Below are 15,215 nucleotides of genomic sequence, written 5' to 3' on the forward strand. Positions count from 1 at the left end.
TTTAATATCCACCGCTAAATTGCTGCATTAAGTATGCCGACTGGCTATTTGCTTTTTGAATAGCCTTTTCCATTGCTGTAAACTGACGCCAGTAGCGATCTTCAACTTGAGTCAAGCGTGATTCGAAGCGGTTGATTTGGCTATCAACATTATCTAACTGACGGCCGAGCGTGAATTGTTTAGTCGTGGAGAAGGTATTTCCCGCGCGAGCTTTCAACTTATCCATCGCTCCATTGACTGTATCATATAAACGATGTACAATCCCCTGCTCATCACTTGTTGTCCCAGTACCCCGGAAAAGATTCTCTACGGATTCAGGGTTGTTTTCAATCGCCTTTTTCAACGCGGCTTCATTAATTTCAAGCTTACCGCCTTCAAGATAGTTCGCAGTCGTCTTAATGCCGATACTAGCCAACTGGTTCATTAGCGGATCAACAGCAGCATTTCTGACCGGCGCATAAAAATTGCTGCGCATGCCGCCAAGGACGCCAGTAAGGATTGGATCTCTTTTCAGCAGCCCGCTTTTTGCCTTTTCTTCCCACTGCTCTTGCTGTTTTTCAGAAAGAGTTTCCCGCTGTTCATCCGTCAGCGGCTTGTAGCTGCGGTAATACTCCTCAGATGATTTTTTCTGTATTTTATCAATAAGCTCATTGTACTTTTCGACGAATGCTTTGATGTTATCGAAAACCTTATTTGTATCATTACTAATAGATAGAGATGCTGATACAGCAGGATCCGTAAAAGTTTGTTTAAGGGTAAATGTGACCCCGTTCATTTCAAAAGCATTTGAACTTCTGCTTGTATTCATTCCGTTAATGTTAAACATTGCATTCGATCCATAAGTAGCTGCACTCGAAAGCTTTAATAAATCAGTAGCAAAGAAACCAGTCGCTTTGATTTGGTCGGCAGTATCTGAATTATCCAGGTTCCCTTTACTGAAATTCCCTGTTTCAGATCTAGTCAGAGAAACATTCCCGGAATAGCTATCAAAAAACATTGTAACGCCCACATTTGAACTATTAACTTTATTCATGACTTGATTTAAAGTATCACTGCCAGAAATCAGGAACTTTTCCGTCTTTTGTCCTGTCGAAGTTTCAGTAGACAAATCCATGGAAGTATATTTTTGCTGATATGAAGCTTTAACCGTGACCCCAGATGTTTGAGCAGTATCGAAAATTACTTTTCCTGTTTCAAGATTCACTCTCCCAATCCGGGTGGCTCCGCTATCAACGAGAGCAATGAACCCATCACCATCCGCCGTACCTGATAGCGTATAGTTCGTAGTAGTACCATCCGTTTTGGTAATACCTAACGAAAAATTTGTGTTATTAATGAAAGTAGCTCCAAGCTGCCATTCCGAAGTATCTGCACTTAAAGTCTTCTCTTCCACCTTTTTATCAAGAACATAATTGAATTCTATTTTTGCATCCTTGGCAACAGGACCGCTGAATTTAAGATTTCCATTTTTATCAATAATAACTTGGTCAGCAGAGGCTGGAGTAGTCGTTGTATCCCCTGCCACTATGCTATAAGCCTTGCCATTTACCTTAACAGTCATGTCTGAAATTTTTGTTAAGTCTACAAGTTCATCAGCGTGTTTTGTAATCGTAAATTTATCGAGGACACCATCAGCAATGAATGTCTTATTACCTATACTACCATTCTCCCATGGGTAGCCGGCTCCTCCTGCTAAGTTTCCTTGTTGGCTTAATAAAGCTTTGGACGGATCAACTTTCTGCCCTGTTACAGCTATAGAACCGGCGCTGACTTTTGTAGCTGCCGAAGCCAATTGGCTTACATTTTTTATTGTATAAGAAGATTGTGATGCTGCACTGCTAGCAGTCGCTGTCACTAGTTCAGAATTCGTTGAAGTAACTGAACGTGCCCGGTACTGTGTCGTCAGCTTCATGTTCGTCAATTCTGTTCGAAAGTTCAACAACAGGCTGTTCATTGAACGGTAATCATCTCGTTGCCATTCAAGCACCTGTTTCTGTTGTTTCAATTTATCAAGCGGCATACGCTCAGCCTTCATCAAGTCGCCCACAATCTGGTCGATGTCCATGCCGCTCGCCAAACCACCTATCCGCATATTAGACATATCTAATCACCTTCAAATCTTTTTATCCACCATCAGTCCAATAAATTCAGTCATTGCCGCATAAAAATCGAGCATTTTCTTCGGTGGGATTTCTCTCACAACTTCCTTCGTTCTTTCATCAATGATTTTCACATAATATTCATTCAACTTTTCATGGAATTCGAATTTTAACGCTGTGGGAGAGGCTTCCATAAACTTGTTCATACCATCAACAATTTCTTTCACTTTTTCTTTTGGGAAGTTTATCAACTCTGTTTTTTCTTCATTTGTTTCTGCCTGCCTATTTACTTCTATTTCCGTATTCTCGATTGTAATTCCACCTATTTCAGTGGTTCTGGGTTGTGAGGAAATGGGTGTGGATGATATACGTTCAATCATCACGAGTTCCTCCTGAATTTTTATATTCTTTTAGTATTTATATCGGATTATTAAAAAGTTTGTTTAGTTTAATATCAGTTTCAACATTTGAAATTGATATAATCTTTTCTTTTAATAAAGGAGGATATTTATGAAGTCAGATTAAACAAGGGGCAACCAAAGTTGCCCCTCGATCTGTTTTTTCTCTCTTTATAAAGTTATCGTTTCCTGTTTGAATGCTTCATTCTAGAATAGGAAAAAACCCTCTATTTAATTAAATGTAAGATCCCGCTAGAATTTTGGTTGAATTGTGCCAACATAGCTTGTGTCGCCTCTGAAAGCATAGAAAATTTAACCTTTTTCACAACTTCCTTTGCTAAATCTGCGTCTCTGATTCGCGATTCTGCTGCTACAAGGTTTTCGCTAGAAGACAATAGACTATTATATGAATGCTCAAGACGATTTTGATATGACCCCATTTTGCTCTGCTCACCCAGCACTTTATCCATCGCTTTGTCTATCAATTCAATTGCGTGGCCTGAATACTCCCCGGTCATGACGCTAATATTTTCTATACCTAAGGCAGATGTCCTTACATCTGATAAGTAAATATCAAAACCATCCTTACTGTTAGCTCCATTTTGAATGGATAGTATGCCCTGTGCAGGATGATTGACTGTCTCAGTCACCGGGGATTTACCTTTGATCGATTCAAAAAACAAGTCTCCTTTGGCTGTTCCTGTAATATTCCTAATAACATCGTCATCAAAGGGATTAGTCTTACTCAATACTAATTTATTGAAAGCGTTGAGGCTCGCCTGCATCTCTATGGAGTCACTTGTAAACTGGTGATTTAACTCTTCTATCAGGGAATTAGAGTCGTAAGAGCCTTGACTGATCGTAATTGAATTATTCACACCATTTATGTCAAAACTCAGAATATCATTTTGTCCGGATACAATTGTTACTCCATCCGAAAGGTCTGCTTCTCCACGGACCGTTGAAGGGTACGTAACAACTGTACCGGACCTGGTATAGCCCGCAGCATCCTGATAACCCCATCCCGAACTATCCATGACCTTATCAAAAAGCGTAGTTTTAGCATCCCCCCCAAAGTTGCCGAAACTGTGACTGCCGTTTTCCAAAAAAGCTGATTCATCGTTGTTTTCCAGTGCTGTGAAATATAAACCCGCCCCATTATTAAATGGTGTATCTCCATTTACATAGTAAATGAAACGCGCTGAAACTGGAGCATTAGCAGCAATCAACTTCTGATTTATTTCCTCTAATAATGGAGAATTCTCATTGAGATGTGAAGCGGAAGCATTATAGACTGTGTAGGTGCCTGCTGCGATTGTAATAGAGTATGTAACCGAATCAATATCAAAGGTCAGAGTATCATTTACGCCTTCAGTGATGGTCACTTCAGGACTCAAAACCGGCAAACCATTCATTGAAATACCGCTCGTTCGATTTGCAGTACTTAGTGGTAGCAAGTACCCCTCGGCACTCCCACTAATATCTTTGATTTCATACTCCCCTATCGGGCTTGTGAACATCAACTTTTTTGTGTTATTTTCCAGTGAAGCCGATAAGGGAATATCCTCATTTTTCATTTGGCGGTTAAGTTCTTCAATGAAGGATGGAAGATCATTGTATATGCCTGAAGTTATAGTGATTTCCTTTAAGGTATCATTAATATGAAAAGACAATTGGTCATTAACTCCACTTTTAATCGTAAATCCTACTGGCATTGAATTCGGAGCGATAACTTGGGCATAGCTTCCCATTTCAATTACTCGTTGGGTAGTTGATGCTTCTGAAATAGGCTGATTTAATAGTTCTACTTCATTAAAAATCGTACTATTTGCTATATTATCGATTCCTCGCTTTATCTGTTCGACTTCATCCTGAATATGCTGGCGGTCAGCTTCAGTCATTGTATCATTCGCCGCCCGGACAGCCAGTTCCCTGAGTCTTAGCAAACTTTCATTTGATATTTGTCCAAGAGCTGTTTCAGCCGTCTGAACCAAATTAACAGCATCCTGCACGTTCCTTTGAGCAGTTTCTAACCCACGGATTTGCGCTCTCATCTTCTCAGAAATTGCCAATCCAGCTGCATCATCAGCAGCTTGATTGATCCTTAATCCTGAAGATAATTTACTATGAGCCTTAGCTAATAAGGATTCGTTCTTACCAATTTGATTTGAAGCCCTCAAGGCTGGAATATTATTTCTGATTCTCATAAAATCACCGACTATAATTATTTTCCAGTTATTATATCGGTAAATATTGGATGATGTTTAGACGGTAAATTGCTTTCAAAAAGCGAGCGGATTAAATGGTACTTTTAAAAAAATAACAAACATTTTAGTGCGCATTAATTATAAAGAAAAAAAGAGACCCAAATTGAATTAGGGTCTCTTTAATGAATATAAATTAACGAAGAAGTTGAAGAACTCCTTGTGGTTGTTGGTTCGCTTGCTTTGCGACTGCATCTTTCGATTACAGAATAGACTATATCTTCATCCATGTTTTCATGGAGCTGGGCACTTCGAACAGCATTTGCTGCCCTACGAGATTCATAGTCATAGCTTTGCCTTAGACCGTGTTCTCTAGTCGTTGAACCTTCTCCAAAGTTTCCTTACAGGAGCTTGGCTGCTGATTATCCATTGTTACATCCCCATCATTTTCAGACCCTCACGCTGACCGTTTCCAGTTACGTTGTGGTTGATGAGGCTTTAGGAAGTTCCAGCAATTCACCCAGTTATATTCTTACCCGTTACCAGATAAGACGCCCTTAAATCATTATCTCAAAAGTTGCAAAACCCCTTGAGGCATCTGATTAGATTGAGCCAACATTGCTTGTGCTGCTTGAGAAAGGATAGAATTCTTAGTTTGAGTCATCATTTCTTTCGCCATGTCAACGTCGCGGATACGTGATTCAGCAGCTGTTAGGTTTTCAGAAGAAGTGTTTAAGTTGTTGATTGTGTGCTCTAGGCGGTTTTGGTTTGCACCTAGTTTAGAACGCTCAGCTGAAACTTTATCAATCGCACTTTGAATTGCAGTAACAGCATTACCAGCATTTGCAGCTGTTGATACATCTAAGGCAGCTTCATTAGCAAGATTGTTTGTTCCGTCTGTAACTGTATCAGCAGTAGTAAAACCTGATGTGTTAGCAGTCCCCGTAATACCAAGAGCTGAAGATCTCATGTCAGTAAATTCTAGAGTCATAGTTTGGTTTTCATTTGCACCTATTTGAGTAGAGAAAGATGATTTTGCTGGTTCTGTAGTTGCTCCTGCCGCAACCCCCGCTGTTACATTAATTTCCCAACTATCATTTGCTGCTGGAGTTGCAGGTAGGTTTAGTTCTAAGCCATCTACCGTACTCTTTCCAGTAGTAAATGTTATAGCTTGTGGACCATTACCATCACCTTTATCAAGGGTAAATGCTGTACCGTCAGCCGTAGAAAGAGTCCATGTTCCAGTAGTACCTGTAAAGGTAGTCGCATCTGTAAATGTAACATTACCGCTAGTTCCCGCTGTTTGAGATGCAGTAGCCTGAGATGGCACTGCAGCAGATGGGGTAGCATTTGTAACAGATCCAGCAGATGCATTCAATAATTTTTGATTATTAAACTCTGTAGTGTTACCGATACGGTTAATTTCCGAAGTTAATTGGTTAATCTCCTTTTGGATTTCACCACGGTCTGTATCTGTGTTTGTATCGTTACCAGCTTGAACAGCTAGTTCACGCATACGTTGAAGAATATCGTGAGTTTCGTTTAATGCACCTTCTGCAGTCTGAATCATTGAAATTGAGTCTTGAGCATTTTTTCCAGCCTGGTCTAGTCCACGAATTTGCCCACGCATTTTTTCTGAGATTGCTAAACCAGCAGCATCATCACCAGCACGGTTAATACGAAGACCAGAAGATAATTTTTCCATTGATTTTGATTGTGCATTAGTTGCACTGTTCAACTGACGGTGCGTGTTAAGCGCTGCAATATTGTGATTAATTCTCATTACTATTTTTCCTCCTTGAATTTGTTGTTCACATCCTTGTGAACAATGGTTTTATTTGTTTGAGTGATAAGGTCGGCCGCCCTTATTTTCTCTTACAATAGTTTTATCGTCTCTCGACGGGAATAGTTTAATAGTTGCTGAAAAAAATTTGTTTATTTTTTCATAAATTCAATCATTGAAGAAATGTCTTTAGATGCTTGTTCGTTTTCACTTTGGATTTGCTCAAGGATTTCTTTTCTGAAGACTTCTATGTTTTTCGGTGCTTTGATGCCAATTTTAACTTGATCGTTTTTTGAAGAAATGATTGTGATTTCAATATCATCTCCGATTTTTATGCTTTCACCGTTTTTTCTGGATAGTACTAGCATCTCTGATCACCCCTTCGTTTCTGTTTTTTCAAAGATTGGGTGTTTCGTACTGAATTCCTCATTATGGAGAATAACTTGTTTTGCTTTGCGATTTTTCGAATTTATAATGACTGGAGCCTGCAGATTGGCTGTTGTTTTTTCGAATGGATCCTGCACAGTAAGGATCGAATAAACTAGCACATCTTTTTCTGAATCCAAATCAAGTTCGTTAACCACTGAATCTTCCAATTTGAAATCATATTCTCTAAAAAAGTTGAATGGATTAGATATGATAAATGCCAGCTCCGATGCTGAAAGTGACTGCAGAACGTTAAATGTATTGTCATCTGATAAAGGAAGTAGTATAAATTCTTTTTCATCCAGAAAACCTGGTATCCCTTTTTCAAAGGTTAAAATTTCATTAGGATTAATATCTACTTCTCCATGATATTTCGTGGCTATTTTCATTCTGTAATCAGTCCTTTATATAGATTGTTCATAATTAATTCCGACATGTCTTAAATTTTCAAAATCTATTTTTAACGAAGGGTGCTGTTTCAAAGATACTTCTGCTTTTCCAGGTGTGTAGTTTATTACAGGGTTATTTACATTGCTTTCAATAATTGGCATATTAACCTTCCAATTTATATCAACCTTCGCCGGGGCATAGTCAATCTTCACCCCGCCAGCTGAAGGTATCCAGCCAATATTGAATTCGAGCATTGGCGACTCGCTGTTTCGTTTTGCCTGATCAGCGATTGGGTGGCCGCCATTTTCAATCATCATCACTTCATCGCCATCCTGAGAAACACGGGCGAGCCCTGCAAGCCAGTCCTGATATCCCTGTTGTGCAGCTTCTTCTATCCGGCGCGAGATATGTTTCAAGTCCATATCTTCCCGTGCTTTTGTCTGTTCAATCGTAAGCCTGGATGGAGTCTTGTTGATATCCAAGTCTGCTTTTGGCTGCTCGATGCTTAACTCAGCTTTTGGCTGCTCGATCTCCATATTTGATTTAATAGCATTTATTGAAATTTGCCCCGGTGTTGACTCTAGACGAATCTGCGGAAACTGCATAATCTTCCCTCCTAGTAAAAAAAGCTATTCCCTAGGAGAATAGCTTATCTTAAAAAGTCTAAAAGTGTTGGCTGAAGAATGCGGGCGCCAACTCCCAGTGCTGCGCGGTGCACGCTTTCTTGGGTTTTCATGTCGGTAATGACTCTTTCGATATCGGCGTCCTCGTTATCAGATAAGACTCGGTTTGCCATTACTTCCTGTTGAGCAATCCGATTGTCAATCATTTCTAGTCGATTGTAACGAGCGCCGAGCTCTGAACGTTCTGCGGAAAGATTGTCCATCACGTCATCCAGTTGGCCTAATAGACCATCTAAATCAGAGGGAGTGTCATTCTCCAAAGCTGTTTGGATTTCTTGGACTGTATTGAAAAATTCCTGATTAAATAGGTTAGCAGGGTTAACGTTTGCCCGCAATGTTACTCCGCGTGAGATTTCCACTTTATAGGTATTAATTGCCGGGTCTGCAAGGTTTGCCGCTACAGTAGGAGGGTTTCCCGTCGGTACAGGTGGATTATCCGTATCTGTTCCATGGAAGATATACCTTCCTGAAACCTGGGTGTTCGCCACCTGCACTAAGTCATTTTTAATCTGTTCAATCTCACGTGCCACTGCTTCTCTATCAGTAGGACTCATCGTACCATTTTTCCCTTGGACCACTAACTCACGAACCCGCTGTAAGCCATTATTGGCATGCTCGATTCCAGCCTCGGAATTCTCCATCCACAAATAAAGTTCGGAAAGGTTGCGCTTATATTGCTCGACTTCAGTTAAATTGGAACGGTAAAACATTCCCTTCATCGCAACGACAGGATCATCTGATGGCTTGGTGATCTTTTTCCCCGTCGCCAACTGGTCCTGATACTGTCCCATTTTCTTATAGCTTTCACTTAAGTTCCTAAGTGAATTAGAAGAAAGCATTGATTGTGTTACGCGCATTTCATTTCACCTATCTTCCTACGGTTCCCATGCCGTTAATGATTTTATCAAGCATTTCGTCCTGGAGAGTGATCATTCTGGCTGATGCGTTATAGGCATGCTGGAACTGGATCATATTTGTCATTTCTTCATCTAGCGAAACAGAGCTGACTGATTTACGGCGACCATCTACAGATTCCCTCAGAGAACTACTGTTTTGGGTCAATCGCTCAGCTTCCTGTGATTGGACTGCCATCCCGCCGATTACACTTTCATAGTAATTGCTGAAATTAGCTAGCTCTGGTTTATCGCCTTTACGGTAATCAAAGTTTTGATTAAAGATATTGGCCAGCGCCAAAACATTGCCCGAATCTCCCTTAGTTGCGGAAGCCGCCTGGCCGCTGGCTGTTGCAATATTATCAAGACTCTGCTCTATTCCATCTGCCAAAGCAATTCTGCCAGCAAATCCTTTTTGGCTGGTTCCGATATCACTTCTATCGTCAGAAAAGAAGTTCCGGTCAGCAGGCGGATTTCCGTCTATTTCATTTGGACTTACGCCCAATGCGTGCTGCTTATTAAATTCAGTAGCAAACGTATACGCCAGATCATCAAGCTTCGTCAGCATATCCGGATAAACTCCGGTTGCTTTACCCGCTTTTTCAAATCCATAGGAATCTACTAATGCCTTAAGCTTCCCAGTAGAATTCACTGTATTGTAATCAAATTCCGAACTTCCAATCGATAACGTCTTTACAGTTTCATCAACACCATCAAAGTTAACTTTCACTTCATTGTAGCGGTCGCCGCTGACCAGGATTCCGAGCTCTTTCCCGCTGTCGCTAACCATCTTGACGACAGCCTGTCCTTCAGCGATATCAAGAGAGCCTTTTCCTGAGCTTGTGTAATCGACTCTGATGTTGACCATTGATGACAACTGATCAATCAAACGGTCTCGTTCATCATATAGATCATTGGGCAAGTAACTGTGTGGTTCTACATCAGCTATTTGACCATTGATTTTACTAATTTGATCAAGAATCGAGTTAATAGACTTTTCGGTAACGGTTATTTCATTCTTCAAATCGCTTTGAATGGAAGAAAGTGAATTATGCAGATAGTTAAATGTCTCCGATACCGCAATTCCACGCTGCCTTACTACGGAACGGGCCCCAGAGTTTGTCGGGTTCACCGCTAAATCCTGTAAAGACTGCCAGAATTGATCCATTGTTTTCGCCAAACCAGAATCGGAAGGCTCATTTAGGACTTCCTCAAGCTTCAGGTATGACTCTGCCCTTGTCTCCCAATATCCGAGCTTATTGTTCTCACCACGGTATTGAACATCCAGAAAGCTCTCTCTCACACGCTGAATCGATCCAGCCTTTACACCCGTACCAACCTGCCCAGGAATCTGCGGGCGGTTAAGTGATGCGTTTGGATATGGTTCAGTCTGCTCAAAGTTAATGCGCTGACGAGTATAGCCAGGTGTGTTGGCATTTGAAATATTGTGTCCGGTTGTATGTAAAGCGCTCTGCTGTGTGAACATTCCGCGGCGCGCTGTTTCTAATCCCATAAAGGTTGAACGCATTTTTCGTTCCTCCAAATATTATGCTTTTGAGTTGAACATACCCGGCGATTGACCAGGCTTTGCTTTCTTGCCGGCAGGCGGTCCGTAATTGAATTCCTTCTCCTGCGGCATCACAAGACTTTTGGAAAAATTGATAAATTGGAGTGATTGATGGATTAATTGCTGATTCAGTTCATTTCGTGCCTTTATTTCTGAAATAACTCCCATCAAACCTTCCTTGATTTGTAAAAGCTCTTCTTTTTCCGAAGGATTTGCCTCTGCTATTTCCTGTAAAGACGCATCAGGGGAAATACCTTTAGATACCGCCAGCCGCTCTTGCTCCAGCTTATTGATCGCAGCTACATGCGCCTGTTCATCCTTTAAAAGCCGGTCGAGGGCAGCTGTGTCTCCTTTTTTCACGACATCCGTTTTCTTCACGGTCAGTTCGTAGAGGCTTTTATGCAATTTGAGCATTTTATTCATAATGACAACAAGTGATTCAGCAGACATGGACTGCCCTCCTTCTAGGCATAAAGAAACACTCGCCAGGTAGACGAGTATTCACCCTATTTATTATGATAAAAATTAATGATGCTTTTCGCTGTTTCTTTAGCATTCAATTTATACGTACCGTTTTCAACCTGAAGCTTCAGCTCTTCAACCTTTTGCTGGCGCTGAACGGATACTTGGGAAAGCTGCTGCATTTCTTTTGCAGTCGAAGAAATCTCCACTTTATCCGCCTTTTTATTTTGCGTGTTCGCTGCTGCATCTAGTTTGTTCATCTGGCGTTTATATGGATTGATCCCTGATGGGCCTATATTATTGTTGATTTTCATCGTCTAAACCTCACTTTCAGAACGATTTCTACTATTAGTATCGGCAATCATCAGCCAATTTTTAATAATTCTTTTCACCTATTCTCGATGTGTGTAAAAAGTCGCATGTTGCTCTGCCACTTCCTTCTTACGCTTCTCCTCTTTCTGGACGGTACGCAAGTCAGCCATAAGTTCCCCTGCGCACGACGCACAGAGCCTGCCCTCACGAATCACCGCACCACACTTATCACAAGGATAACCGAAATTAGGGAATTGAGTCAGCTGAAACCGGCCTGCCCTGATGAATTTCAATATCAGATCTTCTGGTACACCGGTCGCTTCTACAACTTGTATTACGGTCGCTGCTCTGTTTTCCCGTTTCCTCATATACTTAGCCACTGTATCATATGCTGTCTCTTCTTCTTTCCAGCATTTTTCACATACATCACGGAATTTATTTTTCACATAAAGTGAATCGCATTTTGGGCAATTTTGAAGGTCCAATGTCCTTCCTCCTTCAATAATATCTCATCTAGCGCGCCAAAGTGAATGAATACACTTTCGCCGCTCCGTTTTCTTTTAGTAATTTGGCCGCATGCCTCAGCGTTGAGCCTGTAGTATATATATCGTCAATAAGTAAAATTGTTTTACTGTTAAGATTTAGCTCTGTTTCCAATTTGAACACCTGCTTTAGATGGATTCTCTCTGAGCGTGATTTTTTTGACTGTTTTTCGGTGTGGACTCTGGAGAGGAGGTGGGTTGGTTTGAAGCCGGCAGTGGTGATGAGGGCTTCTGCCTGGTTGAAACCTCTTTCATAGAGTCGTTCATCACTGAGCGGAATGGGGACAATATAATCATATTGGAAAGATTGCAAAGCCTGACAGAGATCTTCTGCAAAAATCTCGGCAAGTACATAATCTCCGCGGAACTTAAATTTCGCCATTACGTCTTTTGCAAAATCGGTATAACGATACACTGCGCGGTTTTGGTCGAGGCTCCCGCTCCAGTGCTCGTCCTCCTCCCATCGCTTGCAGTCTAAGCATAGATTCTCCACTCGATACTCCGTTTCCAAAAAGACAAATGGCCTTCCACATATTTCGCAAACCTCCCCTGTAATCGACGCAAAGTTCTCCTTACATTCTCCACATATCTTTGGCGCTTCTTCTTTCCCAAAAAGAGTTCTCCATGATAAAGCAGATTCAATCTCCGCATGGCATATCAGACAATGACACCCTTTCATATATCAATCAGCCCCTTCTCGATCCCTTCTTTGTTCATTATCATAATTTGGCCGCGGGCACTGAGCATTGCTTCTGTTTTACCATAATGAAAAAATGTCACGTCACCTGTCGGGTATTCCGCACTTCTTCCTGCACGGCCGGCAATCTGAACAAGAGCGCTTTCGGTAAAAATCCGGTCCTCTGAGCCGATGACAGCCACATCGATATCGGGGATGGTAACACCGCGCTCAAGAATAGTGGTGGTGAGCAAGATGGGGATATTTTTATTTCGGAATTTCATTACTTTATCTTTTCTGTCTGGATCTTCAGCATGGATTGATTCAATGAGAGGATTCAACTGACGAAGGATAGTGAGGATTTTTCCCATGGCGGAGATCTTCGGGGCAAAAATCAATGCCTGTTTGCCGCTGGCTAATCTTTGTTCAATCCATTTTATAAGAGGGACAGGTAGCCTCCCTTTATTGAGCTTCTTTTCCCAGTTGCCTGCCCATTTAAAACTCGGGACAGGCAATGGGCGTCGATGGTATCGGGCAGGAATCGTAACGAAGTCCCTTTTTCCTAACCGGCATTCTTTTTGCCATTGTTTGTTTGGGGTTGCTGTTAAGTAAATTAGGGAGGATTTCAGTTTTCTGGATTGCTTGACTGCATATTGAAGAGTTTCATCAATGGAGTAAGGAAAGGCATCAACTTCATCGACGATCATGACATCGAACGCCCTGTAAAAGCGGAGCAGCTGGTGCGTTGTCGCAATTGTGAGTTGGGCATATTCATGTCGGTCTTCACTGCCTCCATACAGAGCGGCAATTTTAATACCCGGAAACACTTTTTCAAAACGAGGAGCCAGCTCCAACACCACATCCGTCCTGGGTGTTCCCACGCACACCCGCTTGCCTGTGGATAGAGCCTGGGCAATCCCTGCAAATAATACTTCCGTCTTACCAGCGCCGGCAACTGCCCAGACCAGGAGCTCCGATGAGTTTTCCACAGCTTCGGCAACTCGTCGGGAAGCAATTTTCTGTCCTGCTGATAATTGACCATCCCATTGAAGAGGTTCCACACTTCTATTGAACTCCGGCTGCGGTCCCGCCCAGCTGACAAGCAGCGTGCACTCACTCATTCTTCCCATCATCAAGCATTTCCGGCAATACATCTCAACTTTTCCACAACGCGAACAGGGAAACTCCGCAAACCTCGCAGGATCTGTCGTGCCGCATCTTGTGCAGGACAATCGATCTCGATTGATACCCTTTCGATAAAGAAAATATCCATGGTCATGATGTTTCTGTATTTCCTCCATCGAAAAAGGCAATTCTTCAAGCAGCAGCTGTTTACCAGTCAGCATTTTTTGCAGTTCAAAATTGTATCGGAAAGCTCGTTCTGTGGATAACGAAGGAAACTGAGGAGCCTTCATGTTGCTGAATGCACATTCATCAACAGAATTATTTGAGGTGGGGATTAAATTTTCTTCTTTTAACAAAGTTAATCACAACCTTTTGTGGATTTCTCTGTGGATAATAAGAGTTTTCTGTGTACAATGTGGGTTAATTTGTTGGTAAGTGGTTGTTCGAGTTGATGTAAGCGGTTATTACTGTGGATAAACGGGAGTGTGGTGTTAAATACCTGTTAATAAGTGGATGGTTTTGTTGATAACTACTATATTTATGTGGATAATTAGAAAAGCGCAAGCGCCTTGGTCAGCCCCGACAAGCGATGTCCGCCTAGAACGCCACATCGTGTGGCTGGCGGGTTTACACGTCCTGTGCCTTAGAGGGCCGACCTGTGAAGTCGTTCTTTGACTTCATTGGGCGAACCGAAGCGACTCGAGGGGCTAGGCGCTGGAGCTAGACACTAAAAAAAGCGCCAACTCCCCCTACGGATCTGGCGCTTCATCATTGTTGTAAGAACTTTTCCGTAAATTACTTTTTGTACCAGCCCATCCCCATCGAACCCTCTCCGAGATGGGTTCCAATGACCGGACCGAAGTAGCTTAGCATGAATTCAACATTCGGAAACTGAGCTTCTAGCTCGCTTTTCCATTCAAGTGCTTCTGCTTCACGATTGGCATGGATGACGACTGCCCGGTACTCGCCGCCGCTGTTCGCATCTTCCGCTAGCAATTCGACGACACGGTTCATCGCCTTTTTTCGTGTACGGACCTTTTCATAAGGAACAATTTTCTTGTCCTCAAAATGAAGCAAAGGCTTCACCTGCAACAGGCTTCCAATCAGCGCCTGGGCACTGGACAACCGACCGCCGCGCTGAAGATGGCTTAAATCATCCACCATAAAGTAAGCACGGATGGATTTCTTCACTTCATTCAAGCGCTCGATGATTTTCTCAGGTTCAACACCTTGCTCTGCCAGCTCTGCAGCTTCAAGAGCATAGAACCCCTGAACCATTGCGCTGATCTCAGAATCAAATGGATACACCTTTATACCGTCAACCATTTCCCCAGCGCTCACCGCACCCTGGTAGGTGCCGCTGATTCCGCTGGACAGATGGATGCTAATGACTGCATCGTAATCCTTGGCCAATTTTTCAAAAAGCTCGATGAACTCGCCAATCGGAGGCATCGACGTTGTCGGAAGCTCTCGCTGCTTCACTTCTTCATAAAACTCTTCAGCGCTGATATCTATTTCTTCTCTATATGTCTCATGATCGAAAATCACGCTTAACGGAATCATGTGGATATTCCATTTCTCCCGCAATTCCTTCGGGATGTACGCAGTGCTATCCGTGATAACTGCCGTTTTCATTGTTATATTACCATCCTTAT

General features: G+C 42.1%; 15 protein-coding genes. All 15 read right to left on the reverse strand.

All coding sequences use genetic code 11. From position 1 onward, the window contains the following. Position 1: 1 nt before the first annotated feature. The 15 genes from fliD to TY49_RS00600 all read right to left on the reverse strand — a co-directional run bounded on the left by fliD (position 2) and on the right by TY49_RS00600 (position 15,195). Positions 2-2,101 carry a flagellar filament capping protein FliD gene (fliD, locus tag TY49_RS00530; protein WP_041963948.1) on the reverse strand — a complete coding sequence of 700 codons (2,100 nt, stop codon included), beginning with the start codon at positions 2,099-2,101 and terminating at the stop codon, positions 2-4. 12 nt (positions 2,102-2,113) lie between these two features. Then, positions 2,114-2,479 (reverse strand): flagellar protein FlaG, encoded by a 366-nt coding sequence (gene flaG, locus TY49_RS00535; RefSeq protein ID WP_041963949.1) that lies wholly within the window; start codon positions 2,477-2,479, stop codon positions 2,114-2,116. 245 nt (positions 2,480-2,724) lie between these two features. Then, on the reverse strand, positions 2,725-4,704 hold the full coding sequence (locus TY49_RS23700; protein WP_052442018.1) for a flagellin family protein: 1,980 nt from the start codon (positions 4,702-4,704) through the stop codon (positions 2,725-2,727). Between the two features lie 562 nt (positions 4,705-5,266). Further along, on the reverse strand, positions 5,267-6,484 hold the full coding sequence (locus tag TY49_RS00545; RefSeq protein WP_041963950.1) for a flagellin N-terminal helical domain-containing protein: 1,218 nt from the start codon (positions 6,482-6,484) through the stop codon (positions 5,267-5,269). Positions 6,485-6,636: 152 nt separating this feature from the next. Beyond that, the gene (csrA, locus tag TY49_RS00550; protein WP_041963951.1) at positions 6,637-6,852 is read right to left on the reverse strand and encodes a carbon storage regulator CsrA; all 216 of its coding nucleotides are present in this window, start codon (positions 6,850-6,852) and stop codon (positions 6,637-6,639) included. Positions 6,853-6,858: 6 nt separating this feature from the next. Next, the gene (fliW, locus tag TY49_RS00555; protein ID WP_041963952.1) at positions 6,859-7,299 is read right to left on the reverse strand and encodes a flagellar assembly protein FliW; all 441 of its coding nucleotides are present in this window, start codon (positions 7,297-7,299) and stop codon (positions 6,859-6,861) included. A gap of 15 nt (positions 7,300-7,314) precedes the next feature. Then, entirely contained in the window at positions 7,315-7,905 is a 591-nt protein-coding gene (locus tag TY49_RS00560) for a DUF6470 family protein (protein ID WP_041963953.1), read from the reverse strand. A 44-nt stretch (positions 7,906-7,949) separates the two neighbouring features. After that, a complete protein-coding gene (flgL, locus tag TY49_RS00565; protein ID WP_041963954.1) occupies positions 7,950-8,840 on the reverse strand; it encodes a flagellar hook-associated protein FlgL in 891 nt (296 codons plus the stop codon). A gap of 10 nt (positions 8,841-8,850) precedes the next feature. Beyond that, entirely contained in the window at positions 8,851-10,404 is a 1,554-nt protein-coding gene (gene flgK, locus TY49_RS00570; RefSeq protein ID WP_041963955.1) for a flagellar hook-associated protein FlgK, read from the reverse strand. Between the two features lie 18 nt (positions 10,405-10,422). Next, positions 10,423-10,893: a flagellar protein FlgN gene (locus TY49_RS00575; protein WP_041963956.1), complete on the reverse strand. Its 471-nt coding sequence runs from the start codon at positions 10,891-10,893 to the stop codon at positions 10,423-10,425. A gap of 56 nt (positions 10,894-10,949) precedes the next feature. Continuing rightward, positions 10,950-11,219: a flagellar biosynthesis anti-sigma factor FlgM gene (gene flgM, locus TY49_RS00580; protein ID WP_041963957.1), complete on the reverse strand. Its 270-nt coding sequence runs from the start codon at positions 11,217-11,219 to the stop codon at positions 10,950-10,952. A gap of 78 nt (positions 11,220-11,297) precedes the next feature. Further along, a complete protein-coding gene (locus tag TY49_RS00585) occupies positions 11,298-11,702 on the reverse strand; it encodes a TIGR03826 family flagellar region protein (RefSeq protein ID WP_041963958.1) in 405 nt (134 codons plus the stop codon). Positions 11,703-11,730: 28 nt separating this feature from the next. Beyond that, positions 11,731-12,252 carry a ComF family protein gene (locus TY49_RS00590; RefSeq protein ID WP_369388997.1) on the reverse strand — a complete coding sequence of 174 codons (522 nt, stop codon included), beginning with the start codon at positions 12,250-12,252 and terminating at the stop codon, positions 11,731-11,733. Positions 12,253-12,434: 182 nt separating this feature from the next. After that, positions 12,435-13,850: an ATP-dependent helicase ComFA gene (locus TY49_RS00595; protein ID WP_041963991.1), complete on the reverse strand. Its 1,416-nt coding sequence runs from the start codon at positions 13,848-13,850 to the stop codon at positions 12,435-12,437. A gap of 505 nt (positions 13,851-14,355) precedes the next feature. Continuing rightward, entirely contained in the window at positions 14,356-15,195 is an 840-nt protein-coding gene (locus tag TY49_RS00600) for a DegV family protein (protein WP_041963960.1), read from the reverse strand. Positions 15,196-15,215 lie beyond the last annotated feature (20 nt).

The organism is Mesobacillus selenatarsenatis SF-1 (assembly GCF_000813125.1).
Taxonomy (GTDB): Bacteria; Bacillota; Bacilli; order Bacillales; family Cytobacillaceae; genus Mesobacillus; species Mesobacillus selenatarsenatis.

Bases quoted from the DNA above. Each gene is read 5' to 3' on its own strand.
- TY49_RS00595 (WP_041963991.1), bottom strand. From the start codon at position 13,850: ATGAAGGCTCCTCAGTTTCCTTCGTTATCCACAGAACGAGCTTTCCGA.
- TY49_RS00560 (WP_041963953.1), bottom strand. From the start codon at position 7,905: ATGCAGTTTCCGCAGATTCGTCTAGAGTCAACACCGGGGCAAATTTCA.
- flgK (WP_041963955.1), bottom strand. From the start codon at position 10,404: ATGCGTTCAACCTTTATGGGATTAGAAACAGCGCGCCGCGGAATGTTC.
- TY49_RS00575 (WP_041963956.1), bottom strand. From the start codon at position 10,893: ATGTCTGCTGAATCACTTGTTGTCATTATGAATAAAATGCTCAAATTG.
- fliD (WP_041963948.1), bottom strand. From the start codon at position 2,101: ATGTCTAATATGCGGATAGGTGGTTTGGCGAGCGGCATGGACATCGAC.
- flgL (WP_041963954.1), bottom strand. From the start codon at position 8,840: ATGCGCGTAACACAATCAATGCTTTCTTCTAATTCACTTAGGAACTTA.
- TY49_RS23700 (WP_052442018.1), bottom strand. From the start codon at position 4,704: ATGAGAATCAGAAATAATATTCCAGCCTTGAGGGCTTCAAATCAAATT.
- fliW (WP_041963952.1), bottom strand. From the start codon at position 7,299: ATGAAAATAGCCACGAAATATCATGGAGAAGTAGATATTAATCCTAAT.
- flaG (WP_041963949.1), bottom strand. From the start codon at position 2,479: ATGATTGAACGTATATCATCCACACCCATTTCCTCACAACCCAGAACC.
- flgM (WP_041963957.1), bottom strand. From the start codon at position 11,219: ATGAAAATCAACAATAATATAGGCCCATCAGGGATCAATCCATATAAA.
- TY49_RS00545 (WP_041963950.1), bottom strand. From the start codon at position 6,484: ATGAGAATTAATCACAATATTGCAGCGCTTAACACGCACCGTCAGTTG.
- csrA (WP_041963951.1), bottom strand. From the start codon at position 6,852: ATGCTAGTACTATCCAGAAAAAACGGTGAAAGCATAAAAATCGGAGAT.
- TY49_RS00600 (WP_041963960.1), bottom strand. From the start codon at position 15,195: ATGAAAACGGCAGTTATCACGGATAGCACTGCGTACATCCCGAAGGAA.